Consider the following 25,892-nt stretch of genomic DNA (forward strand, 5'->3'; position numbering starts at 1 on the left):
CACGCTCACTCCGCTGCCGTCAGCATTTGCCCGGACGCCAGCCGGGAACATTCCGCCATCACCGCCGATGCGCGCGCGATCGGGTTGGTCAGGTAAAAATCCTCGATCCGTGTCTTGAACGGCGTCTTGTCGAGGCTGCCGCCCTTGGCCGCCAGCGCCTTGATATCTTCGGGCTTGCCGGCCTCGATCTGGTCGATCCGCATCAGGTGCGGCGCAGTCTTGGAGATCGCCTGGCGCACCGCCTGCAGCGAGTCGTATGGCAGCTTCTTGCCGAGCACGTCCGACAGCGCGCGGACGATCGCCCAGTCCTCGCGGGCCTCGCCGGGCGGGAACGCGGCGCGGCTGGCGATCTGTGCCCTGCCCTCGGTGTTGACGTAGATGCCGGACTTTTCGGTATAGGCCGCGCCCGGCAGGATCACATCGGCGCGATGCGCGCCGCGATCGCCATGGGTACCGATATAAACGACGAAGGTACCATCGGGTGCCTTGATGTCGTCGGCGCCGAGCAGGAACAGCACATCGAGCATACCGAACGTGGTCATCTGCGCCGCGTTCAGGCCGCCCGCCCCGGCGGCAAAGCCGATATCGAGCGCGCCCGCGCGTGAAGCCGTATCCTGCAGCACCGCAAAGCCGTTCCAGCCGTCTTTGAGCGCGCCAAAATCGACGGCGAGTTTTGCCGCGAGCGCCAGCACCGCCGCACCGTCGTGCCGCCCGTAGGCGCCGGCGCCGACGAGGACGATCGGATGCTTTGCGTTCTTGAGCACGTCCGCGTAGGCGTTCTTGCCGGCCGCGAGCTCGCCGAGCGAATCCGTGCCCGCGCCGAGATAGGTGTAATCATAGGTGAGGTCGGCCTTGGCGCCGATCACGCCGATCTTGAGCTGACCCGTGCGCCAGCGCTTGCGGATCCTCGCGTTGAGAACGGCGGCTTCCTTGCGCGGGTTCGAGCCCACGATCAGGAGCGCATCGGCCTGATCGATGCCGGCGATGGTCGGATTGAAGATGTAGGACGCGCGGCCGGCTTTGGCGTCGAAGGCGTCGGCGCCCTGCACAGCGAGGTTGGACGAGCCGTATTTCGCCAGCAGATCCTTCAGCGCGAACATCTCCTCCACCGCGGCGAGATCGCCAGCCATGGCCCCCAATCGCTTGCCGTCAGTGCGCGCGGCCTTGGCCGCGATCGCGGCAAAGGCTTCGGACCACGACGCGGCGCGGAGCTGGCCGTTCTCGCGGATATAGGGGCGGTCGAGCCGCTGGGTGCGCAGGCCGTCAACGACGTGGCGGGTCTTGTCGGAAATCCACTCCTCGTTCACCGCTTCGTTGATACGCGGCAGGATGCGCATCACCTCGCGGCCGCGGGTATCGACCCGGATTGCCGAGCCGACGCCGTCCATGACGTCGATCGATTGGGTCTTGCCGAGCTCCCAGGGCCGCGCCGCGAACGCGTAGGGTTTCGAGGTCAGCGCACCGACCGGGCAGATGTCGACGAGATTGCCTTGCAGTTCCGAGGTCAGCGCCGATTCCAGATAGGTCGTGATCTCCATGTCCTCGCCGCGGCCGGTCGCGCCCATTTCCGGCGCGCCGCAGACTTCGGCGGAGAAGCGGACGCAGCGCGTGCACTGGATGCAGCGGTTCATCGAGGTCTTGACCAGCGCGCCCAGATATTTGTCTTCGACCGCGCGCTTGTTCTCGGCAAAGCGGCTGGTGTCGACGCCGTAGCCCATCGCCTGGTCCTGCAGGTCGCACTCGCCGCCCTGGTCGCAGATCGGGCAGTCCAGCGGATGGTTGATCAGCAAAAATTCCATCACGCCTTCGCGCGCCTTCTTCACCATAGGCGAACGCGTCGAGATTTCCGGCGGCTCGCCCTTGGGACCGGGACGGCAGTCGCGCACGGCCCAGGCGCAGCTTGCGACCGGCTTCGGGCCGCCCTTCACTTCAACCAGGCACATCCGGCAATTGCCGGCGATCGACAGCCGCTCGTGGTAGCAGAAGCGCGGGATTTCGGCGCCGGCAGCCTCGCAGGCCTGCAGCAGCGTGTACTCCGGCGGCACATCGATTTCTTTGCCATCGACGATGAGTTTGGTCATTGCGGTCAAGTCTTTCCCAGCTTGCAATCTGGTGGAGTAACGCTGGCGGTCTTCATCGACGTCCTCACCCATTGCTGGATTTCGGCGCCGTAGGTCGCGAGATAAGCGGGCTGCGCCCGGTTCTTCTCGCAGAGGAACGGCAGATGCGGCTTCAGGTCGTAATCGCACGAGGCCTGCCATTCGCGCTTGTCGGCGAAAGCTGCAATAGTCTCCTCGCAGGCATACAGGAAATACGAGACGAAGCTCTCGTATTGAACCCGCTCGTCGCGGCTGCCGGCCTTGATCGTATCGTAGTCCGGAGCCGAGAATTTCGGATTCTTGAAGGCGAGGTCGGTATAGCCCAGAAACGCAGCCCTCGCGCTGGCGGCGCGGTTGTTGGAGCGGATCTCGTTGATCTGGAACAGGATCGCAACAAAGCCGAGCAGCGCCACAGTCGCCTGCGCCATCTGCGCCAGCGTCCCGTATCTCTGCCACCAGGAAATGCTCGGTTGCGACATCGGTTTCATCATCTCAGTGCGGCAAGTCTGACAATTCGAGACGCTTTTCGATCCGTTCCATGGGGTGCTCCAGACGATCCAGCCTCCGGTTGACACCGGCCAAGCCTTCTTCGACGCCAGTGACACGGACCTTCAAGTCCTGCAGGTCGTCTGCCATCCGCTCGGTGCGCTGATCGATCTTGCGCAACATTGCCAGCACGATGCTGTCCGGTTGATCTGTCATCGCCCTACTCCGCCGCGACCATGTTGACGGGATCACGGACGCCGACATCGTCGATGTCGGCCTTGTGCGAATACTGATCGATGCGCGCCTCGATCTCGTGACGGAAATGCGCGATCAGGCCCTGGATCGGCCACGCTGCGGCGTCGCCGAGCGCGCAGATGGTGTGGCCCTCGACCTGCTTTGTGACCTCCAGCAGCATGTCGATCTCGCGCTTGTGGGCGCGGCCATCGGCCATGCGGGTCAACACCCGCCACATCCAGCCCGTGCCTTCGCGGCACGGCGTGCACTGGCCGCAGCTCTCATGCTTGTAGAAATAGGAAATCCGCGCGATCGCCCGGATCAAATCGGTCGATTTGTCCATCACGATCACGGCGGCGGTGCCGAGGCCGGAACGCAGCTTGCCGAGGCTGTCGAAATCCATCGGGGTATCGATGATCTGTTCGGCCGGCACCATGCGCACCGAGGAGCCGCCGGGGATCACGGCCTTGAGGTTGTCCCAGCCGCCGCGGATGCCGCCGCAATGGCGCTCGATCAATTCGCGGAACGGAATCCCCATCGCCTCTTCGACGTTGCAGGGCCGCTCGACATGACCGGAAATGCAAAACAGCTTGGTGCCGACATTGTTGGGCCGGCCGATGGCCGCGAACCATGCCGCACCACGGCGCAGGATGTCGGGCGCCGCCGCGATGGATTCGACGTTGTTGACGGTGGTCGGGCAGCCATAGAGGCCGACATTGGCCGGGAATGGCGGCTTCAGCCGCGGCTGGCCCTTCTTGCCTTCGAGGCTTTCCAGGAGCGCGGTCTCTTCGCCGCAGATATAGGCGCCGGCGCCATGCGCGACGTAGAGATCGAACGGCCAGCCGTTGATATTGTCCTTGCCGATCAGCTTTGCCTCGTAGGCCTGATCGACCGCGGCCTGCAAGTGCTCGCGCTCGCGGATGAACTCGCCGCGGACATAGATGTAGCAGGCATGCGCGCCCATCGCGAAGCTCGCGAGCAGGCAACCCTCGACCAGCAAATGCGGATCGTGCCGCATGATCTCGCGGTCCTTGCAGGTTCCGGGCTCGGACTCGTCGGCATTGACGACGAGGTAGCTCGGGCGGCCGTCGGTGGATTCCTTCGGCATGAACGACCATTTCAGCCCGGTCGGAAAACCCGCCCCGCCGCGGCCGCGCAGCCCCGAGGCTTTCATCTCGTTGATGATCCAGTCGCGGCCCTTGTCGATAATCGCCTTGGTGCCGTCCCAGGCGCCGCGGCGGCGCGCGCCCTCCAGCCCCCAGTCGTGGAAGCCGTAGAGATTCCTAAAGATGCGGTCCTTGTCGTCGAGCATGACCAAAACTTCCCGGGATCAGCGATTGGACTGCGAGTAAGCGAGACCGGCGGCGCATCCGCCCAGGGTCAGCGCCCACAACAAACTGGATTCAAGCGATGCATGCAGCACGTAGCGCTGCAGCAAAAAGATGAACGCCGCGGCGGCCACGGTGTGGAGTGCGATGTAGCGCCAGTTCTTCATCGCGCTGGCCCTCCCCGGCCCGTCCGCCTGCACTGTGACACGCCTCATGTGGTCTCCTTCAGCGTGGTCGGCCCGCCCACCGGCGCCGAGAACTGACGGTCGACCTGTGGCCCCGGCTTCGGCGGATTGCCGGACGCAAAACCATCCAGCACCTTGCCAAAGCTTTCCTTGGTCAGATCCTCGTAGGTATCCTTCCAGATCAGCACCATCGGCGCGTTCACGCAGGCGCCAAGGCACTCGACCTCTTCCCAGCTGAAATTGCCGTCCTTCGAAAGTTCGAAAGGCTCGTGATTGATGCGGTGCCGACACACCTCGATCAGGTCGCCGGCGCCGCGCAGCCGGCAAGGCGTGGTGCCGCAGACCTGCACATGAGCCTTCTTGCCGACCGGCTGCAGCTGAAACATCGTGTAAAAGGTCGCGATCTCGAGCACGCGAATATAGGGCATATCGAGCAGATCGGCGACGGCGCGGATCGCCGCTTCCGAAACCCAGCCCTCATGCTGCTCCTGGACCCGCCACAGGATCGCGATCACCGCCGAGGCCTGGCGTCCGGCCGGGTATTTTTCGATCTGCGCTTTCGCCCACGCCAAATTCTCGTCCGAAAACGTGAAGCTGGCGGGCTGCAATTCCTTCGGGGCAAGGCGGCGGACGGACATCGTTCAGTCTCTCATTGCGCACGGCGCGCGGTGTTCGCATTCAGCGCATTGATCCGGTTGAGCCAGAATGCGCTTGCGGTGCCGAACACGTTGTAGCCGACGTGGGATGAAACCTTGATGCGATCGAGGATCGAGAGGTCGCTCACGGCTTCAAGGCGATTGCTGCGCGGATCGTACACGATCAGCTTCAGCGGGGTCTGTTCGAGGATGTAGCGCGATACGGTATGCTGCGGGTCATTGCCGTGCTCTTCGCACAGGATGACGCTGTCGCCCTGCAGCAGGCGCGCACCGCCCTTCATGGCCTCGATCTCGACGCCTTCGACGTCGAGCTTGATCAGGAATTTTCCGCCGACCGCTATCTTGCCGTCGTCCAGCAGATTATCGAGCGCGATAACCGGCACTTCCTCGCCGCCCGCGGCGTCGCCAGCGATCGATAGAGCCTCATGCTTGGTGCCGGACAGCCGCGCGGTGCCACGCGCTACGCCGATCGCGCACTTCATGACTTCGAAGCGATTGCCGTTGATTTTGGCGTTGTTCGCGAGCTTGGCAAAATTCTGTGACGACGGCTCGATCGCGATCGCCTTGTGCGAACCGTAGGGCGCGCTCGACACCAATACCGACCAGTAGCCGTAATTGGCGCCGCAATCGAGCAGCGTGTAGTCGACATCGGCGGAATCCTGGAACAGCAATTCCAGTTCGTTTTCATAGCAGAAGGTGCGGTTGAGCAGCTTGCTCCAGTAACCATCGCCATAGGGAAACGCGAAGCTCGCGTCCGAATTGAGCTTGATGTCGATATCGCGCTCGGGCAGCGTCCTGCGCAACAGATTGGCGCAAATGTTGTAGCCGCGATGCGAAAAATGCGACGCGATCTTCGAGCCGGTCGACAACGCCAGCGCAGCCGTCCGCTCCCACAGGTTGGCTCCCTCAAGAACCCCTGAAGCGCGATCGAACTGGATGGGCGCCTGCGCCATCACCGGTCGACCTCTCCGAACACGATGTCGAGCGAGCCGAGAATGGCGGAGACGTCGGCCAGGAGATGGCCGCGGCAGATGTGATCCATCGCCTGCAAATGCGCAAAGCCCGGCGCCCGGATCTTGCACTTGTAGGGCTTGTTGGAGCCGTCGGCGACCAGATAGACGCCGAACTCGCCCTTCGGCGCCTCGACCGCGGCGTAGACCTCGCCGGCCGGCACGTGGACGCCTTCGGTATAGAGCTTGAAGTGATGGATCAGCGCTTCCATCGAGCGCTTCATCTCGCTACGGCGCGGCGGCGCGATCTTGTTGTCCTCGACGACGACCGGGCCCTGGCCATCCGGAGCGCGCAGCTTGGCGATGCACTGCTTCATGATGCGAACCGACTGGCGCATCTCTTCCATCCGGATGCAGTAGCGGTCGTAGCAATCGCCGTTCTTGCCGATCGGAATGTCGAAATCCATCTCGGCGTAGCATTCGTAAGGCTGCGCCTTGCGCAGATCCCAGGCAGCACCCGAGCCGCGCACCATCACGCCGGAGAAGCCCCACTCCCAGGCCTGCTTCAGCGAGACCACGCCGATGTCGACGTTGCGCTGCTTGAAGATGCGGTTTCCCGTGAGCAGGGTTTCGAGATCGGCGACGACCTGCAGAAACGGGTCGCACCAGGCATCGATATCGTCGATCAGCTTCGGCGGCAGGTCCTGATGCACGCCGCCGAGGCGGAAATAGGCCGCGTGCATTCGCGAGCCCGAGGCGCGCTCGTAGAACACCATCAGCTTTTCGCGCTCTTCAAAGCCCCACAAAGGCGGGGTCAGCGCGCCGACGTCCATCGCCTGCGTGGTGACGTTGAGCAGGTGCGACAGGATGCGGCCGATCTCGCAGTAGAGCACGCGGATCAGCTGGCCGCGCCGCGGCACGGTAATGTCGAGCAGCTTTTCGGCCGCGAGACAGAACGCGTGCTCCTGGTTCATCGGCGCGACGTAGTCGAGCCGATCGAAATACGGGATCGCCTGCAGATAGGTTTTCTGCTCGATCAGCTTTTCGGTGCCGCGATGAAGCAAGCCGATATGCGGATCGACGCGCGCGACCACTTCGCCGTCCAATTCGAGCACGAGACGCAAAACGCCGTGCGCCGCCGGATGCTGCGGTCCGAAATTGATGGTGAAATTACGGAGGTTCTGCTCGTTCATGGTCAGGCCTTCGGTCCCGCCTTCTCATCGCCGGGCAACGGATAGTCCGCGCCTTCCCAGGGCGAGAGAAAATCGAATTTGCGGAATTCCTGGTTGAGCCGGACCGGCTCGTAGAGCACCCGCTTCTCCTGGTCGTCGTAGCGGACCTCGACGAAGCCGGTGAGCGGAAAGTCCTTGCGCAGCGGATGGCCGTCAAAGCCGTAATCGGTCAGCAGCCGCCGCATGTCCGGATGGCCGGTGAAGATCACGCCATAGAGGTCATAGCACTCGCGCTCGAACCAGTCGGCGCCGGGAAACTCGCCGATGATCGACGGTACCTGCGTGGTCTCGTCGGCTTCCGCGCGGAGGCGGATGCGCTCGTTCAGCGTCGGTGACAGGAAGTGGTAGATGACGTCGAAGCGTTTTTCGCGCCCGGGATAATCCACCGCGGTGACGTCGATGATGCTGACGAAACGGCAGCCGGGATCGTCGCGCAGGAACTTGACGACCTCGACGATCCTGGTCGCATCCACGGTGACCGTGAGCTGATTGAACGCGACCGAGTGCGCACTCGCAGCGCCCGGAAGCGCGCTAACGATCGTCTGCCCCAAGGCGTCGAGCTTGCCGTTGTCCATTACCTAAAACCTTAGCGTTCGATGGTGCCGGTGCGCCGGATCTTCTTCTGCAACAGCAAAACGCCGTAGAGCAGCGCTTCCGCCGTCGGCGGGCAGCCGGGCACGTAGATGTCGATCGGCACGATGCGGTCGCAGCCGCGCACCACCGAGTAGGAATAGTGATAGTAGCCGCCGCCATTGGCGCATGACCCCATCGAGATCACGTAGCGCGGCTCCGGCATCTGGTCGTAGACCTTGCGCAAGGCCGGCGCCATCTTGTTGGTCAGCGTGCCCGCGACGATCATCACGTCGGACTGCCGCGGCGAAGCGCGCGGCGCGAAACCGAAGCGCTCGACGTCATAGCGCGGCATCGACACCTGCATCATCTCGACCGCGCAGCAGGCCAGACCGAAGGTCATCCACATCAGCGAGCCGGTGCGCGCCCAGGTGATCAGATCGTCGGTCGCGGCGACGAAGAAGCCCTTGTCGGAGAGTTCGTGATTGACCTCGAGGAAGTACGGATCGGTAGCGCCGACCGGCTTGCCGGTGGAGGGATCCAAAATGCCGGTCGCTGCCGGTGCGATCACCGGAGACGTTCCCTGCGCGGTGGCTGCGGGGCTCAATCCCATTCGAGCGCGCCTTTCTTCCATTCATAGGCAAAGCCGACGGTGAGGACGGCGAGGAAAACGATCATCGACCAGAAGCCGGTGGCGCCGAGCTTTCCGAACGCGACCGCCCACGGGAACAGGAACGCCACTTCGAGGTCGAAGATGATGAAGAGGATCGCCACCAGATAGAAGCGGACGTCGAACTTCATACGGGCGTCGTCAAAAGCGTTGAATCCGCATTCATAGGCGGAGAGCTTTTCCGGATCCGGCTGCTGGAACGCGACGAGGAACGGGGCAATCAGGAGCGCCAGACCGATCAGGCTTGCGACGCCGATAAACACCACAAGTGGAAGATAATTCTGCAGGATGCCGGTCATCGGCGGGGCCTTTTCCTGCGGTTTCGGAGCGCCGCAGATTCGTTGATTGGAATTATTCTTGAGGCTTAGCGCAGCGCAACAGAGGGCGCAAGACAAGCTATTTTGACGGTCTGCCCGCCGTTCCCGCACCGGGATAACCCGAAAAAGCGGGCGCGTTCCGGCCTCCACAAACCAACGCATTGCCGGCCATTAGGTGCCCGGATTCCGGGCGGCCGTCAGTTCAAATCTTTCTCCGCGGCGAGCATTTGGGCAGCCCTCTCGGTCAGGCGATCGATATGCCCGAGCAGCAAATCCAGATCGTCCTGGCTCAATTGTTCCAGCAGGCGCCGGTTGCGCTCCTGGGCACCCGTCACGATCGCGTCATGCGCGGCGAGACCTGCCTTGGTCAGGCAAACCAGGGTCTCCCGGTTATCCTTCGGGTTGACCGCCTTGGCGACCAGCCTCCGCGACACCAGTCCAGCCAGCGCCCGGCTGATCTGCCCCTTGTCCATGCCGACGGCTTCCGCCAGCCGGACCACGCTCATCGGCGGATGGCGCCCGAGCGAGGCGACCAGGCCGAATTCCACCGACGAAAGACCGGCAAGGCGCTTGTAGCGCAGGATCGCGCCGCGCTTGAGCAGGTTGGCGAGCACCATCAGCCGCGACGACACCATCGCCGTGATCGGCGCCAATTCCGCGTCGCCGGCGGCGACCGGCCGAGGCGGGTCCGCTCTCTTCGGTTTCTGGCTCATAACCAAGCTCTGCCAACAAAGCTTGCGCCTGCCAAGGTTTTAGCGAGATCGTTGACATTGTCATCGATCCACGTTTCATTTTGCCCAAGACATCAAACGACCGCGGCGCCAAGCCGTGGCGGGAGGAAACGGCAGTGAATATCACCCAGCGGGATCGCGACCTCGGCACCGCCTACGCCATGAAGCCATCCACGACGCGGACCGAACTGACGTCGGTCGGCCGCGGCACGCCGATGGGCGAACTGCTCCGGCGCTACTGGCACCCCGTCGGTCTGGTGACCGATGCCACCGATATCCCCAGAAAAGTGCGCGTGCTCGGCGAGGATCTGGTGCTTTTCCGCGACAAGCACGCCCGGGTCGGCCTGCTGCACGCCCGCTGCTGCCACCGCGGCACCACGCTCTATTACGGCAAGGTCGAGGAAGACGGCATCCGTTGCTGCTACCACGGCTGGAAATTCGATACCGAGGGCCATTGCCTCGAACAGCCCTGCGAGCCCGACGGCGGCCAGTTCAAGGACAAGGTGCGCCAGCCCTGGTACCCCGTGCAGGAATTGTACGGGCTGATCTTCGCCTATATGGGCCCGGCCGAGAAGAAGCCTGCGCTGCCGCGCTACGAGTGCCTGGAGAAGATGGACGACGGCGAGTTCGTCGAGGCCGACGATTCATCGATCGGCGGCGGCGGCCCGGCCGTCATCCCCTGCAACTGGCTGCAGCATTTCGAGAACGTGGTTGATCCCTACCATGTTCCGGTGCTGCACGGCTCGTTCAGCGGGCCGCAATTCACTGACATGATGGCCTCGATGCCCGAGGTGAAGTTCGAGATGTCGCCGCGCGGCGTCACCGTGCGCTCGATCCGCCGTCAGGACGACGGCAAGGTGTTCTACCGGGTGACCGAAGCCGCCCTCCCCACCTTGCGCGTGGTGCCCAATCCCCGCGTCGCGCAATTCGCCCGCGTGGAATCGATCGGCTGGACCTTGCCGATCGACGACACCTCGTTCCGCATCTACGTCGCCGGCCGGGTCAAGACGTCCGGCGACATCGGGCGGATGCGCTCAAAGTTCAACGGAAAATTCTGGTGGGACATGACCGAGCAGGAGCACCAGCAATTTCCCGGCGACTACGAGGCGCAAACCGGCCAGGGCGAGGTGACGCTGCATTCCGAAGAGCACTTTGGCCAGAGCGACCGCGGCATCCTGATGATCCGGCGCATGCTGGGCGACCAGCTCGAGGCCATGGCCGCAGGGCGCGATCCGATCGGCGTGTCGTTTGAGCCCAACGCCGCACCGGTGGAATTCGAGGCGGGGAATTTCATTCGCGAGGTGTGAGACAACGCGCCCGACTCAAGAAAATAAATCGAGGGGAAACCATGGTCGATCTCGCGCCGCAGGTGGCCGCGCCAGCGGATGTCGTCGCAAAGCCCTCCACCCGGCGATACTATGTGCTCGGCGTGCTCACGATCGTCTACGCGCTGAATTTCCTCGACCGCACCATCTTCAACGTCCTGATCGAGCCGATCAAAAAAGAGTTCACGCTCAGCGACACCACGATGGGCCTGCTCGCGGGCTTCGGCTTCGTGCTGTTCTATTCGCTGCTCGGCATTCCCATCGCGCGCCTCGCCGACCGGCTCAACCGGCGCAACATCGTAGCTTTGGCGTTTGCGTTCTGGAGCGCGATGACGTTTTTGTGCGGCATGGCGCAAACCGTGACCACGCTGACGCTGACACGGATCGGGGTCGGCATCGGCGAATCCGCGGGCCCGCCCGCATCGCAATCGATCGTCGCCGATCTCTTCAACAAGAACGAACGGCCGCGCGCGCTCGGCATCTACGCCATCGGCACCTATCTCGGGATTTTCCTCGGCTATTTCATCGGCGGCTATGTCAACCAGCACTACGGCTGGCGGATGGCGTTCTTCACCGCCGGCCTGCCCGGCATCGCCCTCGCCGCCGTGCTGTGGCTGACCATCTCCGAACCCAGGCGCGGCGCGATGGCGGAGACGTTCACGCCGGAGCCGATCGGGCCGACGCTGGGCTTCCTCGCTTCGCAGCAAAGTTTTGTCATCGTGCTGATAGGTTTTTGCCTCACGACCTACACCAACTACGCCACCGCGGCCTGGATTCCGCCATTCCCGGCGCGCGTGCATCATCTCTCCAGCGCCGAGATCGGCACGTATGCCGGCACCTTCAAGGGCCTTGCCGGAATGGCGGGTACCCTGATCGGCGGCCTCGTGGTGGCCCAGATCAGCCGCCGCGACGACCGCTGGAAATTATGGGCGCCGGCGATCACATCGGGCCTCGCCGGCCCGGTGTTCGCCGTGTGCATGCTTACCAACCATTTTGCGACGATGGTCGCGGCACTGGCGGCGACCTCGTTCCTGGTCGGCTTTCACCTCGGGCCGATCTTTGCGATCGCGCAGACCGTCGCCCGGCCCAGCATGCGCGCGCTGGCTTCCGCGATCATCGCGCTGACCGCGACCTGCTTTGGCCAGGGCGTCGGCCCGCTGGTGGTCGGCGTGATCAACGACGCGCTGAAGAACGACTACGGCGCCAATGCCGTGCGTTACTCGCTGCTGTCAGCCGCTGTGACGACTACACTCGGCGCGCTGCTGTTCGTGTGGGCAGCGCGGACGATCCGCGCCGATATCCAGCGGACTGCCTGATCCGGCCTTACGTCAGCTTGCCCGTATATTTCTCCAGCGCAGCCCAGGCTTCCGCGCCATAAGTCTTCTGCCACTGCGCGTAGAAGCCGGCCTTTACCAGCGCCGCCCTGAACTGCACGGGATCGGGTTTGTTGAAGGTCATGCCTTTGCCGGTGAGTTCGGCCTGCAGCGAGCGCTCCATCTCCAATAGATCGGCGCGCTCCTTGATCGCCGCGGCGTCGAAGTGGCTGTTGACGATATCGAGCAGATCCGGCGGCAGGGCCGATAGTGCGCGGCGATTGCCGAGGATCCAGTAGCCGCTCCAGCAATGGTTCGACAGCGCACAGTATTTCTGCACCTCGTAGAGCTTGCCGGTCGAGACCTGCGCCAGCGGGTTTTCCTGGCCTTCGACGATGTGGGTCTGCAAGGCGGAGTAGAGTTCGCTGTAGCTGATGCTCGACGGCAGCGTGCCGAGCCCCGAGAACAGCGACGTCAGCAGCGCGGTCACGGGAACGCGGATCTTGAAGCCTTTGAGATCCTCGACGCTGGTGAGCTGCCGGCTCGATGACGAGGTGATCTGGCGAAAACCGTTGTCCCAGATCTTCTTCATCGGCACGAGCCCGGTCTTGCCGATGGCCTCGCGCACGACGTCGCCGACGCCGCCATCCATCGCCGCCCAGACCTGGTCATAGGACCCAAACGCGAAGCCGACGCTCGGCAGGCCCGACAGCGGCACCAGCGTGGACAGTGTGAGACTTGGCGCCGCCAGCAGCTCGATGCCGCCGGCGCGGAGCTGCGACAGCATTTCGGGATCGCCGCCGAGCTGGCTGTTGGCGAACACCGTGACGTTCAGCCGCCCGGACGACTGCGCACCGATCGCCTTGGCAGCTACGGTCAGGCGAATCGTCAGTGGATGGGTTTCCGGCGTATTAACGCCGAGCTTGAAGTCGAACTCGGCCGCCGCTTGGGCGGGCTTGCCGAGGATGGTGCTGGCCCAGGCGGCGGAAGCCGCACCCAGCAGACCCCGGCGGGTGATCGTCGTTGTTTTCATTATTGTTTTTCTCCCAGGCACGGTACCGCGCCTGGCCGCAGTTTCAGCCGAACCGGCCTCCGCCGCAAGCCGGGGACGAAACCGATCCAGCCGATCCACGAAACCATTTTGCGGAAACCATGAAACCATCCCGAAACAGACCGGGCGTACACCGTCACCAACAGACGGCGCATAGACGCCTCGGAGGCATCACATGAACCACTCAATTCATTCAGCGGACCGTTCGACCCACCTGAAGATCGTGGTCGTCGCCCTCGTGGCTGGCATCGCGGTGGCGGGTTTTGGTATCTCGGCCCGCTCCAACGCGGATTTCACCCAGACCGCCCAGAGCACCCACGTCATGAAGGCGGGCAAGCCGGTGGCGGTGACGAGTTCGGATGTCTCGACCATCCGCTAAACCATCCAGACCTGGTTGAAATAAAAACGGCCGCCTGTGGGCGGCCTTTTTGTTGGGCGGTGTTGGCAGAGTGGAACTAAGCCATCGGGACCTAAGCCATTGATAAAATGGCGCGAGAGACGGGACTCGAACCCGCGGCCTCCGCCGTGACAGGGCGGCGCTCTAACCAACTGAGCTACTCCCGCGGATGCCGAAATCAGATACTGATCCGCGCAGAAGGGAGGGCATAAAGGCCTGCCCCTCCTTAGTCAAGGACGTTGCGAATCCCCGCGCTATCCGGGCCTTTTTGCGACGTCGATGCAAATAATGGCCTATTTTCAGGCAAATCAGCGTAGTCAGTCGCCACCCGAATCATTTAAGGCCTGATACGTCTTGGTTTCCTGGCGTCCGCTCCGTTCTGATTGCATCAGAACCTTGGCACCAGGCCTCCATTTGACGTGTTTTACGCGCGCGAACCGGTACCCATTCCGCTCGAATACGTTCCAAAGCCATCAACCACGAGGAGGGCCAGATATGGCGAAGAAAGCAGCGACCCCAGCCACCGTTACGCTGAAGCACCTGGCGGCGGCGATCGCCGAGGATCAGGAACTGTCGAAGAAGCAGGCCGAGTCCATCCTGAGCGACGTGGTCACCATGATCACCAAGCACCTGAAGAAGGGCGAGCGCATCCGCATCGTCGGCCTCGGCATCCTCCAGGTCCGCAAGCGCGCCGCCCGCATGGGCCGCAACCCCGCCACCGGCGAAGCGATCCACATCAAGGCCAGCAAGAAGGTCGCCTTCCGTGCGGCCAAGGAACTCAAGGAAGCCGTCTAAGACGCCTTTTCTGTTCCCGACGTGAAGCGCCATTCCGGCTCGTCAAGCGGCCCCGGAATGGCGCTTTTCTGTTATAGAGCCCTCCCGTTTCTCAGTTTGCTCCGGTCATCATGTCGGCTTCGTCGCTCTCGTTCACGCATACCGTCACCGAACGCTTCCTGCGCTATGTCGTGATCGACACCCAGTCGGATGCGGACTCGCCGACCTGCCCTTCCACCGAGAAGCAAAAGGATCTGGGCCGCCTGCTCGCCTCCGAATTGCAGGCGATGGGACTGCGTGACGCCCATCTCGACGCGCACGGCTATGTCTACGCGACGATTCCTGCGAATACCGACAAGCAGGTGCCGGTGATCTGCTTCTGCTCGCATATGGACACCTCGCCGGACTGCACCGGCAAGGACGTCAAGCCGCAGATCGTGCGTAACTATCGCGGCGGCGACATCGTGCTGCCGAAAGATCGCACCCAGGTGATCCGCGTCGCCGAGCACCCGGCGCTCGCCGACCAGATCGGCAACGACATCGTCACCACGGACGGCACCACGCTATTGGGCGCCGACAACAAGGCCGGGCTCGCCGAGATCGTGGATGCCGCGCAGTTCCTGATCCGCAATCCGCAAATCAAGCACGGCACGATCAAGATCCTGTTCACGCCCGACGAGGAGATCGGCCGCGGCGTCGACAAGGTGGATCTGAAAAAGCTCGGCGCCGATTTCGCCTATACGATGGACGGCGAAACCGCCGGGAATATCGAGGACGAGACGTTTTCGGCCGACGGCGCAACCATCACCATCGAAGGCGTCTCTACCCATCCAGGTTTTGCCAAGGGCAAGATGGAGCACGCGATCAAGATCGCGGCCGCGATTGTCGACCGCCTGCCGAAAGAGACCTGCTCGCCGGAAACCACCGACGGCAAGCAGGGCTTTCTGCACCCGATCGGCATTTCCGGCGCGCTGGAGAAGGCGACGGTCGGCTTCATCGTGCGCGATTTCACCGACGAAGGCCTGAAGGAAAAAGAGGCGCTGCTCGAAGGCATCGTCAAGGATGTGATGAAGGCCTATCCGCGCTCGACCTACAGGATGGAGGTCAAGCAGCAATACCGCAACATGAAGCAGGTGATCGACGCTCACCCTGAGATCGTCGACTACGCCATCGAGGCGATCCGCCGCGCCGGGCTGACGCCGGTGCGCAGTTCAATCCGCGGCGGCACCGACGGTTCGCGGCTGTCGTTCATGGGACTGCCCTGCCCCAACATCTTTGCCGGCGAGTACGCGTTCCATTCGCGGCTGGAATGGGTCAGCCGGCAGGACATGGAAAAGGCAGCGGAGACCATCGTGCATCTGGCGATGATCTGGGAAGAGCGGGCGTAGCGCCGCCCGTCATTGCGAGCCAACGGGCCGCGCGAATGCGCGCCCGATGACAGGCTCCGCGAAGCACTCCATGTCGCCGCAACCGCGGTATGGATTGCTTCGTCGCTTCGCTCCTCGCAATGACGCGTCATCTGGCGCGTTCCGCCTCACGAAGCCCGCGCGGTCACGATCCAGATCGATGCCGGAAGCGGCACCGTCTGCCCCCTGGCAAAGGCCGCGAGCGCCTCGCGGATCGAATTTGTCGCAGCGGCGCGAACCTCATCCGGATGGCCCTCCAGCGCACGGCTGGCCGGGCCGATTTCGAGCGCGCCCTGGACCGCCGCATCGAGCCCGCGTCCGATGGCGACATCGAGCGCCAGATCGCACGGCTCCATTTCAATCCCGGTGAAGCCGGCCTCGCCCAGGATATGGTGGACGCGCGCCTCCGAGGCAAATGAGAACGGCCCGGGATCTTCCGGTCCCTGCGGCGGCAGTTTCGGGACGTGTTGGTAGACGGCCTGAAGCGGCGCCATGAAAAACGGGTTTTCGCGCGGCTCGCGCCAGCAGGCGAACGCCAGCCGGCCCGACGGCCGCAGCGCCTTTCGCATATTCGCAAACGACAGCGCCGGGTCGGCGAAGAACATCACGCCGAACCGCGAGGCCAGCAAATCGAAACTTGTCGGATCGAACGGATACACGGTGGCGTCCGCCAGCACGAAATCGACCGGCAATTCCTTGGGCGCGCTCTCCCGCGCCCGCGCCAGCATCGGGCCTGATATGTCGACGCCGAAGGCATGCCCCGATGGCGCGACCTTTCGTGCGAATGCAATCGTCGTGGCGCCACTGCCACACCCAACATCGATGACCCGTTCGCCGGCCTTAGGCCTGGTGCGATCGATCAGAAGGTCGGCGATCGGCGCCAGCACGACGTCCTGCGCCTGCTGCCGATTAGCCCAGCGCTGGCCGCCCGGACCGTTCCAGTAAGCAATCTGGTCGGCGTTTTGTTCGTGGCCTGTGGGGATGTCCATTGATGGATACTCGCTGTCGGTCCGCCTTCGCTTTTCGAGCTACGGCGCGACACCCCTCGCGCTCCACGCGCGGCTGGCATGCCGAGCCGAAGCGCAGCGCGAAGGCTGGTAGGCGGCGACGGATTCGAACCGCCGACCCTCTCGGTGTAAACGAGATGCTCTAACCAGCTGAGCTAGCCGCCCTCGCCCTGTGTTTAGCCTTGGGGACCCCCTTGGTGCAAGGTCGGATCCCATCCCTCAGTCGGTCGGCCGACCGGGCAACCCCTTGAGATCGTTGATCCATGGCACCGCCGACCGGCACCAGATCTGCCGCATCGGCTGCAATTGGTCGCGCTGGCGGATGCTGCCCCAGCGAATGCCCCAATCGTCGGGCCCGCCCTCGCCGCTGGTGAACAGCGGAGAACCGCACACGCCACAGAAGTGCTGAAAACGCGTCCGGCCATTGTCGCCGGTCTTGCCGTAGATCTTCGGCGGCTGTCCCGTCATCCGGACCTGCTCAGCGGAGCAGATCACCGTCACCCGGTAGGGCGATCCGGTGAGCGTCTGGCAGTCCGCGCAGTGGCAGATCGACACAAGTTCGGGATCGATCTCGGCCTCATACGTCACGACACCGCAATGACATCGTCCATCGATCTTCATCGCTCCAACTCCAGCGGCGGCTCGAACGAGACGCACAAAAAGAACGGCGCCCGAAAGCGCCGTTCTATCATTCTCGAGAAGGTCTTGCTCGATTGGCTCTGGTCAGTGGGCCGTCAGGCCACCGGCGGCTTCGTCGCCGGCGTCCGGTTTGACCGGCACCTTGGTGTCCTCTTCCCAGACGATCGGCACCGGGGCGCGTACCAGCGCCTTGGAGACGACGTCGTCGAGGCGAGCGACCGGAATGATGTCCATACCGCCCTTGATCGCATCGGAGATCTCCGTGAGATCCTTGGCGTTGTCCTCGGGGATCAGCACCGTCTTGATGCCGCCACGCGCGGCGGCCAGCAGCTTCTCCTTCAGCCCGCCGATCGGCAACACGCGCCCTCTCAAGGTGATCTCGCCGGTCATGGCGACATCGTGCCGGACCGGAATGCCGGTCATCACCGAGATGATGGCGGTGGCCATCGCGACGCCCGCCGACGGTCCATCCTTCGGGGTCGCCCCCTCCGGCACGTGGACGTGGATGTCGCGGCGGTCGAACAGCGGCGGCTCGATGCCGTAGACGATCGCCCGTGAGCGGACATAGGACGCCGCCGCCGAGATCGACTCCTTCATCACGTCGCGCAGATTGCCCGTGACCGTCATCTTGCCCTTGCCGGGCATCATGACGCCTTCGATGGTGAGCAGCTCGCCACCGACATCGGTCCAGGCAAGACCCGTCACAATGCCGACCTGAGGCTCGCTCTCGATCTCGCCGTAGCGGTACTTCGGCACGCCGAGAAATTCCTCGAGGGACTTCTCGGTGACCTTGACCGACTTCTTCTTGGAGATCATCAGCTCCTTCACCGCCTTGCGGGCCAGTGTCGACAGCTCACGCTCCAGATTACGCACGCCCGCTTCGCGGGTGTAGCGGCGGATCATCAACAGCAACGCATCGTCGTCGATCGACCATTCCTTGGAATCGAGGCCATGCTTGGAGACCGCGTTCGGGATCAGGTGCTTGCGCGCGATCTCGACCTTCTCGTTCTCGGTATAGCCCGCGATCCGGATGATCTCCATGCGGTCCATCAGGGGACCCGGAATATTCAGCGTATTCGCGGTCGTGATGAACATCACGTGGGACAGATCGTAGTCGACCTCCAGATAGTGGTCGTTGAAGGTCCCGTTCTGCTCGGGGTCCAGAACCTCGAGCAGCGCCGATGACGGATCGCCGCGGAAGTCGGCGCCCATCTTGTCGATCTCGTCCAGCAGGAACAGCGGATTCGAGGTCTTCGCCTTGCGCATCGACTGGATGATCTTGCCGGGCATCGAGCCGATATAGGTGCGGCGGTGACCGCGGATTTCGGCCTCGTCGCGCACGCCGCCGAGAGAGACGCGCACGAACTCACGGCCGGTCGCCTTCGCGATCGACTTGCCGAGCGAGGTCTTGCCAACGCCGGGAGGCCCGACCAGGCACAGGATCGGTCCGGTCAGCTTGTTGGCGCGCGACTGCACCGCGAGATACTCGACGATGCGGTCCTTGACCTTCTCAAGTCCGTAGTGATCGTTGTCGAGCACAGCCTGCGCCGCCTCGAGGTCCTTCTTGACCTTGGACTTCTTGTTCCACGGAATCGACAGCAGCCAGTCGAGATAGTTGCGCACGACGGTCGCTTCGGCGGACATCGGCGACATCTGGCGCAGCTTCTTCAACTCATGCTGCGCCTTCTCGCGGGCTTCCTTCGACAGCTTGGTCTTGGCAATCTTCTCTTCCAGATCGGCGAGTTCGTCGCGACCTTCGTCGTCGCCGAGTTCCTTCTGGATCGCCTTCATCTGCTCGTTCAGATAATATTCGCGCTGGGTCTTCTCCATCTGGCGCTTGACGCGCGAGCGGATGCGCTTCTCGACCTGCAGCACCGAGATCTCGCTCTCCATCAGCCCCAGCACCTTCTCCAGGCGCGCGGTGACGGACAGCGTTTCCAGGATGGCCTGGCGGTCGGCGATCTTGACGGCGAGATGGCCGGCGACGTTATCGCCGAGCTTGGCGAAATCCGTGATCGCCTGGACCACGCCGACGGCTTCGGCCGAAATCTTCTTGTTGAGCTTCACATAGCTCTCGAAGTCGGACACGACCGAGCGCGCCAGGGCTTCGGCCTCGACCGAATTGGCATCGGTATCGGCGAGCGCGACCGCGGTGGCTTCGTAGTATTCGGTGCGGTCGGAATATTTCTGCACGCGCGCGCGCTCGAGCCCCTCCACCAGCACCTTCACGGTGCCGTCGGGCAATTTGAGCAGCTGCAGCACGCTTGCGAGTGTACCGGTCTCGTAAATCGACTCCGGACTCGGATCATCGTCGGACGCATTCTTCTGTGTCGCGAGCAGGATCAGCGCGTCATTCTTCATGACTTCTTCGAGTGCGCGGATCGACTTCTCGCGGCCGACGAACAGCGGCACGATCATGTGCGGGAAAACGACGATATCGCGGAGCGGCAGCACCGGATAAGAATGGCTTTCGCCGTGAACGATCGATGGCCGGGGTTTCGGGGTGGTCATGGCCTATTCCTTTTGTTGTGCCCCCTTGCACGCAGTCCGCTTCGCTTGCGCAACCGCCACAAGGTGCCGGGAGGTCCGTTGCCGCAGGCTTCGCAGCCTGTTGTTCCGGATCGTTTCTGCGACGAATCTCGAACGCGATTTTCGCCACCGACTGCATTAGGTGGCTATCGGGTACGGGGGTGTCAAGTCACGGAAAAATGCCCGTCAGCCGCCGCCAAACGCGAGGAAATACCTGCGCCATACCGGCCGCCGGAACGTCCGGCAGCCGCGTCAATCGCGATACAAATGCGAGGGCAGCTATGCGCAATCAGGCGCTGGCGCTGCTCTCGACGGCACGGTCGGAACGGTCCGCGTAGATGTAGAGCGGACGGGCAGTTCCCTCGACCACTTCGCGCGAGATCACGACCTCTTCGACGCCTTCCAGGCCCGGAAGATCGAACATGGTCTCGAGCAGGATGCTTTCCAGGATCGAGCGCAGTCCGCGTGCGCCGGTCTTGCGCTCGATCGCCCTGCGGGCGACCGCGCCAAGCGCCTCGTCGGCGAAGGTCAGCTCGATGTTCTCCATTTCGAACAGCCGCTGGTACTGCTTGACCAGCGCGTTCTTCGGATCGGTCAGGATCTTCTTCAGCGAAGCTTCGTCGAGATCTTCCAGCGTCGCGACCACCGGCAGGCGGCCGACGAATTCCGGGATCAGGCCGTACTTCAGCAAATCTTCCGGCTCGACGTGCCGGAAGATTTCGCCGGTGCGGCGATCTTCCGGCGCCAGCACCTGGGCCGCGAAGCCGATCGAGGTCGAACGTCCGCGCGCGGAGATGATCTTCTCCAACCCTGAGAAGGCGCCGCCGCAGATGAAGAGGATATTGGTGGTGTCGACCTGCAGGAATTCCTGCTGCGGATGCTTGCGGCCGCCCTGCGGCGGCACGGATGCAACCGTGCCTTCCATGATCTTCAGCAGCGCCTGCTGTACGCCCTCGCCCGACACGTCGCGGGTGATCGACGGGTTGTCGGACTTGCGGCTGATCTTGTCGATTTCGTCGATATAGACAATGCCGCGCTGCGCGCGCTCGACATTGTAGTCGGCCGACTGCAACAGCTTCAGGATGATGTTCTCGACGTCCTCACCGACATAGCCGGCTTCGGTCAGCGTGGTCGCATCCGCCATCGTGAACGGCACGTCGAGAATTCGCGCCAGCGTCTGCGCCAGCAGCGTCTTGCCCGAACCGGTCGGACCGATCAGCAGGATGTTCGACTTCGCCAACTCGACGTCGTTGTGCTTGGTCTGGTGATTGAGCCGCTTGTAGTGATTGTGGACGGCGACCGAGAGCACCTTCTTGGCGTGGCTCTGGCCGATCACGTAATCGTCGAGGACCTTGCAGATTTCCTTCGGCGTCGGAATGCCGTCGCGCGACTTGACCAGCGAGGACTTGTTCTCCTCGCGGATGATGTCCATGCACAGTTCCACGCATTCGTCGCAGATGAATACGGTGGGACCCGCGATCAATTTGCGGACTTCATGCTGGCTCTTGCCACAGAACGAGCAATAAAGCGTGTTCTTGGAGTCGCTCGTGCCGACCTTACTCATTCTTATCTCCGTCCGCCGTTCGATCCAGTCGCTCGATCGACCCATTCCGGCACCAAACCGGACATGAATATAGATAGAGCAAATTCCGTACCAAAAAAGACCCTACTCAATACACACCGTGCGAATCACGGCTTATTGGAATCTCCCACGATCATATCCGATCCCTGACAGCCAACCATGCTGGCACCCGACTATCAAGAATTCGCTAACCGGGCGCGGATCGGACATCGTGACAATACCGTGATTTCCGGCATTCGCACGGAAAGAAGTTGTCGAAATCGCCAAAGCGTTGCGCGTTTGCAACGCGGCGAAACCAGCACGAAAGCGGAACTTTCTGCCCATGCCAGGGCATAAGCACGCCGCCGGCGGCCAAATTCGCCGATTGCCTCAGCCGTCGACGTCAACGCTTCAGGCCGCCCCGTGTCATTACGGGGTCTTCTACGAGGTCTTGGCGACGGCCAGGTCTTCCGCGCGCTTGTCGATCACCTTGTCGACCAGGCCGAATTCACGGGCCTGTTCCGCGGTCAGGAAGCGATCGCGCTCCAAAGAGTCCTCGATCATCTGGTAGGACTGCCCGGTGTGCTTGACGTAGATCTCGTTCAGCCGCCGCTTGATGTTCTGGATTTCCTGCGCGTGCAGCAGAATGTCGGTGGCCTGGCCCTGGAAGCCGCCGGAGGGCTGATGTACCATGATGCGGGAATTCGGCAGCGAGAACCGCATGTCCTTGGCGCCCGCGCACAACAGCAGCGAACCGGCAGATGCCGCCTGCCCCGTGCAAAGCGTCGAGACCGGCGGACGGATGAACTGCATCGTATCGTACATCGCGAGGCCCGATGTCACGACGCCACCGGGCGAGTTGATGTACATCGAGATTTCCTTCTTCGGATTCTCGGCTTCGAGGAACAGCAACTGCGCGACCACCAGGGTCGCCATGCCGTCCTCGATCGGTCCGGTCACGAAGATGATGCGCTCCTTCAGAAGGCGCGAGAAAATATCGTAGGCGCGTTCACCGCGGTTGGTCTGCTCGACCACCATCGGAACGAGGTTCATGTAGGTTTCAACGGGATCGCGCATTAGTCACCCAAAGGTTAGTAGACGGTTGGCGGGGGGCGAACATCCATCGGCAAGGTTTGGCATGGTGTGCCGGGCGCGGACGAACGTCCCGTGATGCAGGACTTCAAGAACAGAACTCACAGATATGAGCCAATTTCCCGGCCACAAGGCCGGGCAATGGCGAGCAGGATTAGACAAGTTCAAGCCGATTCGCAGGCGGACTCATAGCGGCGGATGCCGCCGCGAAGCCGCTTTCGCTTCTCAACCTTAACGCCGGCAAGACATTAACGCCCTGCAGGTCAGGCGGCAGTTTTCTCGGCATCGTCGTCCTTGAACAGGTCCTCGCGCGTCACCTTCTTTTCGGTCACGTTGGCGAGTTCGAGGATGAAATCGACCACCTTGTCCTCATAAATGGGCGCACGAAGCTGGGCCAGCGCATTGGCATTGTTGCGATAGTAGTCCCAGACTTCCTTTTCGCGGCCGGGCATCTGGCGCGCCCGTTCGATCACCGCGCGGCTGACCTCGTCGTCGGTGACGGTGATCTTGTTCTTCTCGCCAATCTCCGACAGCACAAGCCCGAGCCGGACCCTTCGGTCGGCGATCTTGTGGTACTCTTCCTTGGCCGCCTCTTCGGTGGTGTCTTCGTCGGCAAAAGTCTTGCCGGAGGACTCCATCTCGGCCTTGATCGAATTCCACATCAGATTGAATTCTTCCTCGATCAGCGACGGCGGCGCCTCGAACCGGTGGCTGTCGTCGAGACGGTCAAGCAGCGAGCGCTTGACGCGCTGGCGGGTCGCGCCGGCGAATTCCGCCACCAGCCGCTCGCGCGCGGCTTCCTTCAGCTTGTCGAGCGATTCGAGGCCGAGCGTCTTGGCGAACTCGTCGTCGATCTTGGTCTCGCCGGGCGCTTCGATCGCCGTTGCCGTGGTTTCGAATTCGGCGGGCTGGCCGGCGAGCTTTTCGCTGGCGTAGTTCTTGGGGAAGGAAACCTTCAGGTTACGGGTCTCGTTGGCGGCGATGCCGATTAGCTGCTCTTCGAAGCCCGGGATGAACTGGCCGGCGCCGATCACGACCTGGATGCCCTCGCCGGTGCCGCCGTCGAACGGCACGCCGTCGATGGTGCCCTTGAAGCTGATGGTGACGCGATCGCCGTTTTCGGCCTTGGCACCCTCGTCCTTGGCGTTATAGGGCCGGCTCTGGTCGGCGATGCGCTTGATGGCTTCATCGATGTCGGCATCGGTCACTTCGACCACCGGCTTCTCGACCGAAAAGCTCTTGAAATCGGCGAGCTGGATCGTCGGCACCACCTCGATCGCAACCGTGTAGGTCAGGTCGGACTTGCCCGCGAGCAATTCCTCGACCTCTTTTTGCTCGGTCGGCATGGTGATCTTGGGCTCGGTCGCAAGGCGAAAGCCACGATCGGTGAATATCTGGGTGTTGGTGTCGCGGATGGTCTGGTCGATGGTCTCGGCCATGACAGAGCGGCCATAGACCTTCTTCAGATGGCTGACCGGCACCTTGCCGGGACGGAAACCGTTGAGACGGACCTTGTCCTTGAGGTCGACCAGCTTGGCGCCGGCCTTGGCATCGAGGTCGGAGGCGGGAACGCTGATCTTGAACTCGTGCTTCAATCCCTCGGCGAGTGTTTCGGTGACCTGCATGGCGTCCATCTTCTTCCGCTTTCGCCGGGCCTTTTGGCCGCGGCAGTGTCCAATTGGTCGACGCGCGGCTAATGCCTGCGCCGGTGGTTCGGCTGACCCGCATCCCCAAGGGGGAAGCTGGCCCTCCAGTATTCTTCAGGCAAACGCTGAAAGCGCTTGGTGCGGGCGGAGGGACTCGAACCCCCACAACTTTCGTCACTGGAACCTAAATCCAGCGCGTCTACCAGTTCCGCCACGCCCGCTGGCTGATAGCATCATATCCGGCCGCGAAGCCGCGGGCGGCGGGCTTATAACATGGGCCAATCCGTTCGCAGCAAAAAAATGGCCCATTTTGAGCTGCCCGAGCCAACTCGTCACAGCTGGACAGATCAGTAAGAAAATGGTCCGCATCGGTCGGATGGCAAGCCCCAAATTTCCTCTGGATCGACGTGAGCTGATCGCCGGATTGGGGGCCACGGCCCTGATCCCGGCGCTTCCCTCCATAGGCTTTGCGCAACGGCGCTCATCGCTGGCCCTGCAGGCAAAAGAAGGCGGCATCGCGCTTCGCCCCGGCGGGCCGAGCACACCGGTCTGGTCGCTGGGAGCGCCTGATCTCAGGTTCAAGCGCGGCGACACCGTCGAAATCGCGTTCGGGAACGGACTGCCGGTACCAGCGGTCCTCAACTGGCGAGGAATCGATGGCGTCCCGAGCGCCGAACCGCTGACGGCCCGACTCCCCATCGTGACGGGAGGCAAGGACATCTTCCAGATGCCGCTCCGCCATGCCGGCACCTACCTGTGCGATCTCAGCCTGTTGGGCGACGCAGCGGGGCGACCATCGCAGGCGCGGGCACTGGTGGTCGGAGAAAACGAGGCGATCGCGGTCGATCGCGAGGAGGTGTTGTTGATCGAAGAATGGCGGGTCCGCACCGACGGCACCGCGATCGCGCCCGGCGCCGATCCCAAAGACACCTCGCCGGTCTTCACCGTCAACGGCATGACATCGCTGGAACTGGTGGCGAGATCGAATGAGCGTCTCAGGTTTCGCCTCATCAATGCCTGCCAGCGATCTGCGTTTGCTATAAAATTCGAAAATATCGACGTCCGCGTCATGGCCCTCGATGGCCAACCGGCGGAGCCGTTCCAGGCCCGCAACGGGGCACTGGTGCTAGCGCCAGGCGGTAGGGTCGACGCCTTCATCGATGCAACCGCGCCAGCGGGCACCAGCTCATCGATTCTCCTGCACGATGGAAAAGAGGCCCGCCCGATCGGCAAGCTGATCGTCTCGAACGAACCGCCAATCCGCTCCGCCCCGCTGCCCCCGGCCCCGTCGCTGCCCTCCAGCGGCCTGCCGGCGCAGCTCGACCTCAGGAACGCCCAGCGCTTCGAGATGACGCTCGGCGCTCCCGCGACCGACTGGGTCAAACCGGTCAACTTCGCAGCCTCCGCCCCGCCCGCCTTCCGGGCCAAGACTGGCCGCACAGTGGTGCTGGCCCTGACCAACCGCGCCGACATCGCCACCGTGTTCCACCTCCACGGCCACCATTTTAGGCTGCTCGATCGGCTCGACGATGGCTGGAAGCCGTTCTGGCTGGATACGCTGGCGATCGAACCCGGCCAGACCCAGCGTGTCGCCTTTTTGGCCGAATATGGCGGACGCTGGCTGATCGAGCAGGTCGCCACCGACTGGGCGGCTCCGCGGCTGGTGCGATGGTACAGTGTCGAGTGAGGAAACG

25 protein-coding genes and 3 tRNA genes are annotated in these 25,892 nt (G+C 63.0%); 6 read left to right on the plus strand and 22 right to left on the minus strand.

What is annotated here, in order from left to right; translation table 11 throughout:
* Window positions 1–5: 5 nt before the first annotated feature.
* The 12 genes from nuoG to NL528_RS25870 all read right to left on the minus strand — a co-directional run bounded on the left by nuoG (window position 6) and on the right by NL528_RS25870 (window position 9,440).
* The gene (gene nuoG, locus NL528_RS25815) at window positions 6–2,081 is read right to left on the minus strand and encodes an NADH-quinone oxidoreductase subunit NuoG (protein ID WP_309177278.1); all 2,076 of its coding nucleotides are present in this window, start codon (window positions 2,079–2,081) and stop codon (window positions 6–8) included.
* A 5-nt stretch (window positions 2,082–2,086) separates the two neighbouring features.
* Window positions 2,087–2,578: a hypothetical protein gene (locus NL528_RS25820; RefSeq protein ID WP_309177279.1), complete on the minus strand. Its 492-nt coding sequence runs from the start codon at window positions 2,576–2,578 to the stop codon at window positions 2,087–2,089.
* 13 nt (window positions 2,579–2,591) lie between these two features.
* Window positions 2,592–2,801, minus strand: a complete 210-nt coding sequence (locus tag NL528_RS25825; protein ID WP_309177280.1) for a hypothetical protein — start codon at window positions 2,799–2,801, stop codon at window positions 2,592–2,594.
* A gap of 4 nt (window positions 2,802–2,805) precedes the next feature.
* On the minus strand, window positions 2,806–4,131 hold the full coding sequence (gene nuoF, locus NL528_RS25830; protein WP_309177281.1) for an NADH-quinone oxidoreductase subunit NuoF: 1,326 nt from the start codon (window positions 4,129–4,131) through the stop codon (window positions 2,806–2,808).
* A gap of 18 nt (window positions 4,132–4,149) precedes the next feature.
* Window positions 4,150–4,362, minus strand: a complete 213-nt coding sequence (locus NL528_RS25835; RefSeq protein ID WP_309177282.1) for a hypothetical protein — start codon at window positions 4,360–4,362, stop codon at window positions 4,150–4,152.
* A complete protein-coding gene (nuoE, locus tag NL528_RS25840) occupies window positions 4,359–4,970 on the minus strand; it encodes an NADH-quinone oxidoreductase subunit NuoE (protein ID WP_309177283.1) in 612 nt (203 codons plus the stop codon). Before nuoE ends, NL528_RS25835 begins: the two co-directional genes overlap by 4 nt.
* An 11-nt stretch (window positions 4,971–4,981) precedes the next feature.
* A complete protein-coding gene (locus NL528_RS25845; RefSeq protein ID WP_309177284.1) occupies window positions 4,982–5,941 on the minus strand; it encodes an FkbM family methyltransferase in 960 nt (319 codons plus the stop codon).
* Window positions 5,941–7,131 carry an NADH-quinone oxidoreductase subunit D gene (locus NL528_RS25850; protein WP_309177285.1) on the minus strand — a complete coding sequence of 397 codons (1,191 nt, stop codon included), beginning with the start codon at window positions 7,129–7,131 and terminating at the stop codon, window positions 5,941–5,943. Before NL528_RS25850 ends, NL528_RS25845 begins: the two co-directional genes overlap by 1 nt.
* Before the next feature lie 2 nt (window positions 7,132–7,133).
* Window positions 7,134–7,745 carry an NADH-quinone oxidoreductase subunit C gene (locus NL528_RS25855; RefSeq protein ID WP_309177286.1) on the minus strand — a complete coding sequence of 204 codons (612 nt, stop codon included), beginning with the start codon at window positions 7,743–7,745 and terminating at the stop codon, window positions 7,134–7,136.
* An 11-nt stretch (window positions 7,746–7,756) separates the two neighbouring features.
* Window positions 7,757–8,353 carry an NADH-quinone oxidoreductase subunit B family protein gene (locus tag NL528_RS25860; RefSeq protein WP_074276481.1) on the minus strand — a complete coding sequence of 199 codons (597 nt, stop codon included), beginning with the start codon at window positions 8,351–8,353 and terminating at the stop codon, window positions 7,757–7,759.
* Window positions 8,344–8,709, minus strand: a complete 366-nt coding sequence (locus NL528_RS25865) for an NADH-quinone oxidoreductase subunit A (RefSeq protein WP_291560365.1) — start codon at window positions 8,707–8,709, stop codon at window positions 8,344–8,346. Before NL528_RS25865 ends, NL528_RS25860 begins: the two co-directional genes overlap by 10 nt.
* A gap of 215 nt (window positions 8,710–8,924) precedes the next feature.
* Window positions 8,925–9,440, minus strand: a complete 516-nt coding sequence (locus NL528_RS25870; protein WP_309177287.1) for a MarR family transcriptional regulator — start codon at window positions 9,438–9,440, stop codon at window positions 8,925–8,927.
* A gap of 134 nt (window positions 9,441–9,574) precedes the next feature.
* Between NL528_RS25870 and NL528_RS25875 the strand changes: the two genes are divergently transcribed.
* Complete coding sequence (locus NL528_RS25875) at window positions 9,575–10,765, plus strand: aromatic ring-hydroxylating dioxygenase subunit alpha (RefSeq protein WP_309177288.1); 1,191 nt, start codon at window positions 9,575–9,577, stop codon at window positions 10,763–10,765.
* A gap of 41 nt (window positions 10,766–10,806) precedes the next feature.
* Window positions 10,807–12,099: an MFS transporter gene (locus NL528_RS25880; RefSeq protein ID WP_309177289.1), complete on the plus strand. Its 1,293-nt coding sequence runs from the start codon at window positions 10,807–10,809 to the stop codon at window positions 12,097–12,099.
* Between the two features lie 7 nt (window positions 12,100–12,106).
* Here the strand turns inward: NL528_RS25880 and NL528_RS25885 are convergent, their stop codons facing one another.
* Window positions 12,107–13,129: a TRAP transporter substrate-binding protein gene (locus NL528_RS25885; protein ID WP_309177290.1), complete on the minus strand. Its 1,023-nt coding sequence runs from the start codon at window positions 13,127–13,129 to the stop codon at window positions 12,107–12,109.
* A 193-nt stretch (window positions 13,130–13,322) separates the two neighbouring features.
* On the opposite strand from NL528_RS25885, the gene NL528_RS25890 reads away from it, so the two are divergent.
* Complete coding sequence (locus NL528_RS25890) at window positions 13,323–13,526, plus strand: hypothetical protein (protein WP_309177291.1); 204 nt, start codon at window positions 13,323–13,325, stop codon at window positions 13,524–13,526.
* A gap of 108 nt (window positions 13,527–13,634) precedes the next feature.
* Here the strand turns inward: NL528_RS25890 and NL528_RS25895 are convergent.
* Window positions 13,635–13,711 (minus strand) — tRNA-Asp (locus NL528_RS25895).
* 328 nt (window positions 13,712–14,039) lie between these two features.
* Here NL528_RS25895 and NL528_RS25900 point away from each other — a divergent pair.
* Window positions 14,040–14,339: an HU family DNA-binding protein gene (locus NL528_RS25900; RefSeq protein WP_074276476.1), complete on the plus strand. Its 300-nt coding sequence runs from the start codon at window positions 14,040–14,042 to the stop codon at window positions 14,337–14,339.
* Window positions 14,340–14,449: 110 nt separating this feature from the next.
* On the plus strand, window positions 14,450–15,706 hold the full coding sequence (gene pepT / locus NL528_RS25905) for a peptidase T (protein ID WP_309177292.1): 1,257 nt from the start codon (window positions 14,450–14,452) through the stop codon (window positions 15,704–15,706).
* A gap of 146 nt (window positions 15,707–15,852) precedes the next feature.
* On the opposite strand, the gene NL528_RS25910 is transcribed toward pepT, so the two are convergent.
* From NL528_RS25910 to NL528_RS25945, 8 genes are all read right to left on the minus strand, one after another.
* Window positions 15,853–16,713 (minus strand): methyltransferase domain-containing protein, encoded by an 861-nt coding sequence (locus NL528_RS25910; protein WP_309177293.1) that lies wholly within the window; start codon window positions 16,711–16,713, stop codon window positions 15,853–15,855.
* A gap of 106 nt (window positions 16,714–16,819) precedes the next feature.
* A tRNA-Val gene (locus NL528_RS25915) sits at window positions 16,820–16,896 on the minus strand.
* A gap of 54 nt (window positions 16,897–16,950) precedes the next feature.
* Window positions 16,951–17,352 carry a GFA family protein gene (locus NL528_RS25920; RefSeq protein WP_309177294.1) on the minus strand — a complete coding sequence of 134 codons (402 nt, stop codon included), beginning with the start codon at window positions 17,350–17,352 and terminating at the stop codon, window positions 16,951–16,953.
* Window positions 17,353–17,454: 102 nt separating this feature from the next.
* Window positions 17,455–19,881, minus strand: coding sequence for an endopeptidase La (lon, locus tag NL528_RS25925; protein WP_309177295.1), 2,427 nt, complete (start codon window positions 19,879–19,881; stop codon window positions 17,455–17,457).
* Between the two features lie 307 nt (window positions 19,882–20,188).
* Window positions 20,189–21,463, minus strand: a complete 1,275-nt coding sequence (gene clpX / locus NL528_RS25930) for an ATP-dependent Clp protease ATP-binding subunit ClpX (RefSeq protein WP_044542438.1) — start codon at window positions 21,461–21,463, stop codon at window positions 20,189–20,191.
* Window positions 21,464–21,901: 438 nt separating this feature from the next.
* Window positions 21,902–22,537, minus strand: coding sequence for an ATP-dependent Clp protease proteolytic subunit (locus NL528_RS25935; RefSeq protein WP_074276460.1), 636 nt, complete (start codon window positions 22,535–22,537; stop codon window positions 21,902–21,904).
* A 278-nt stretch (window positions 22,538–22,815) separates the two neighbouring features.
* Window positions 22,816–24,177: a trigger factor gene (gene tig / locus NL528_RS25940; protein ID WP_309177296.1), complete on the minus strand. Its 1,362-nt coding sequence runs from the start codon at window positions 24,175–24,177 to the stop codon at window positions 22,816–22,818.
* Between the two features lie 157 nt (window positions 24,178–24,334).
* A tRNA-Leu gene (locus NL528_RS25945) sits at window positions 24,335–24,419 on the minus strand.
* Window positions 24,420–24,574: 155 nt separating this feature from the next.
* Between NL528_RS25945 and NL528_RS25950 the strand changes: the two genes are divergently transcribed.
* Window positions 24,575–25,885, plus strand: a complete 1,311-nt coding sequence (locus NL528_RS25950) for a multicopper oxidase domain-containing protein (RefSeq protein ID WP_309177297.1) — start codon at window positions 24,575–24,577, stop codon at window positions 25,883–25,885.
* Window positions 25,886–25,892: the final 7 nt, after the last annotated feature.

It is taken from the genome of Bradyrhizobium sp. Ash2021 (genome assembly GCF_031202265.1).
Taxonomy (GTDB): domain Bacteria; phylum Pseudomonadota; class Alphaproteobacteria; order Rhizobiales; family Xanthobacteraceae; genus Bradyrhizobium.

Bases quoted from the DNA above. Each gene is read 5' to 3' on its own strand.
- nuoG (WP_309177278.1), bottom strand. From the start codon at position 2,081: ATGACCAAACTCATCGTCGATGGCAAAGAAATCGATGTGCCGCCGGAG.
- NL528_RS25820 (WP_309177279.1), bottom strand. From the start codon at position 2,578: ATGTCGCAACCGAGCATTTCCTGGTGGCAGAGATACGGGACGCTGGCG.
- NL528_RS25825 (WP_309177280.1), bottom strand. From the start codon at position 2,801: ATGACAGATCAACCGGACAGCATCGTGCTGGCAATGTTGCGCAAGATC.
- nuoF (WP_309177281.1), bottom strand. From the start codon at position 4,131: ATGCTCGACGACAAGGACCGCATCTTTAGGAATCTCTACGGCTTCCAC.
- NL528_RS25835 (WP_309177282.1), bottom strand. From the start codon at position 4,362: ATGAGGCGTGTCACAGTGCAGGCGGACGGGCCGGGGAGGGCCAGCGCG.
- nuoE (WP_309177283.1), bottom strand. From the start codon at position 4,970: ATGTCCGTCCGCCGCCTTGCCCCGAAGGAATTGCAGCCCGCCAGCTTC.
- NL528_RS25845 (WP_309177284.1), bottom strand. From the start codon at position 5,941: ATGGCGCAGGCGCCCATCCAGTTCGATCGCGCTTCAGGGGTTCTTGAG.
- NL528_RS25850 (WP_309177285.1), bottom strand. From the start codon at position 7,131: ATGAACGAGCAGAACCTCCGTAATTTCACCATCAATTTCGGACCGCAG.
- NL528_RS25855 (WP_309177286.1), bottom strand. From the start codon at position 7,745: ATGGACAACGGCAAGCTCGACGCCTTGGGGCAGACGATCGTTAGCGCG.
- NL528_RS25860 (WP_074276481.1), bottom strand. From the start codon at position 8,353: ATGGGATTGAGCCCCGCAGCCACCGCGCAGGGAACGTCTCCGGTGATC.
- NL528_RS25865 (WP_291560365.1), bottom strand. From the start codon at position 8,709: ATGACCGGCATCCTGCAGAATTATCTTCCACTTGTGGTGTTTATCGGC.
- NL528_RS25870 (WP_309177287.1), bottom strand. From the start codon at position 9,440: ATGAGCCAGAAACCGAAGAGAGCGGACCCGCCTCGGCCGGTCGCCGCC.
- NL528_RS25880 (WP_309177289.1), top strand. From the start codon at position 10,807: ATGGTCGATCTCGCGCCGCAGGTGGCCGCGCCAGCGGATGTCGTCGCA.
- NL528_RS25885 (WP_309177290.1), bottom strand. From the start codon at position 13,129: ATGAAAACAACGACGATCACCCGCCGGGGTCTGCTGGGTGCGGCTTCC.
- NL528_RS25890 (WP_309177291.1), top strand. From the start codon at position 13,323: ATGAACCACTCAATTCATTCAGCGGACCGTTCGACCCACCTGAAGATC.
- NL528_RS25900 (WP_074276476.1), top strand. From the start codon at position 14,040: ATGGCGAAGAAAGCAGCGACCCCAGCCACCGTTACGCTGAAGCACCTG.
- pepT (WP_309177292.1), top strand. From the start codon at position 14,450: ATGTCGGCTTCGTCGCTCTCGTTCACGCATACCGTCACCGAACGCTTC.
- NL528_RS25910 (WP_309177293.1), bottom strand. From the start codon at position 16,713: ATGGACATCCCCACAGGCCACGAACAAAACGCCGACCAGATTGCTTAC.
- NL528_RS25920 (WP_309177294.1), bottom strand. From the start codon at position 17,352: ATGAAGATCGATGGACGATGTCATTGCGGTGTCGTGACGTATGAGGCC.
- lon (WP_309177295.1), bottom strand. From the start codon at position 19,881: ATGACCACCCCGAAACCCCGGCCATCGATCGTTCACGGCGAAAGCCAT.
- clpX (WP_044542438.1), bottom strand. From the start codon at position 21,463: ATGAGTAAGGTCGGCACGAGCGACTCCAAGAACACGCTTTATTGCTCG.
- NL528_RS25935 (WP_074276460.1), bottom strand. From the start codon at position 22,537: ATGCGCGATCCCGTTGAAACCTACATGAACCTCGTTCCGATGGTGGTC.
- tig (WP_309177296.1), bottom strand. From the start codon at position 24,177: ATGCAGGTCACCGAAACACTCGCCGAGGGATTGAAGCACGAGTTCAAG.
- NL528_RS25950 (WP_309177297.1), top strand. From the start codon at position 24,575: ATGGCAAGCCCCAAATTTCCTCTGGATCGACGTGAGCTGATCGCCGGA.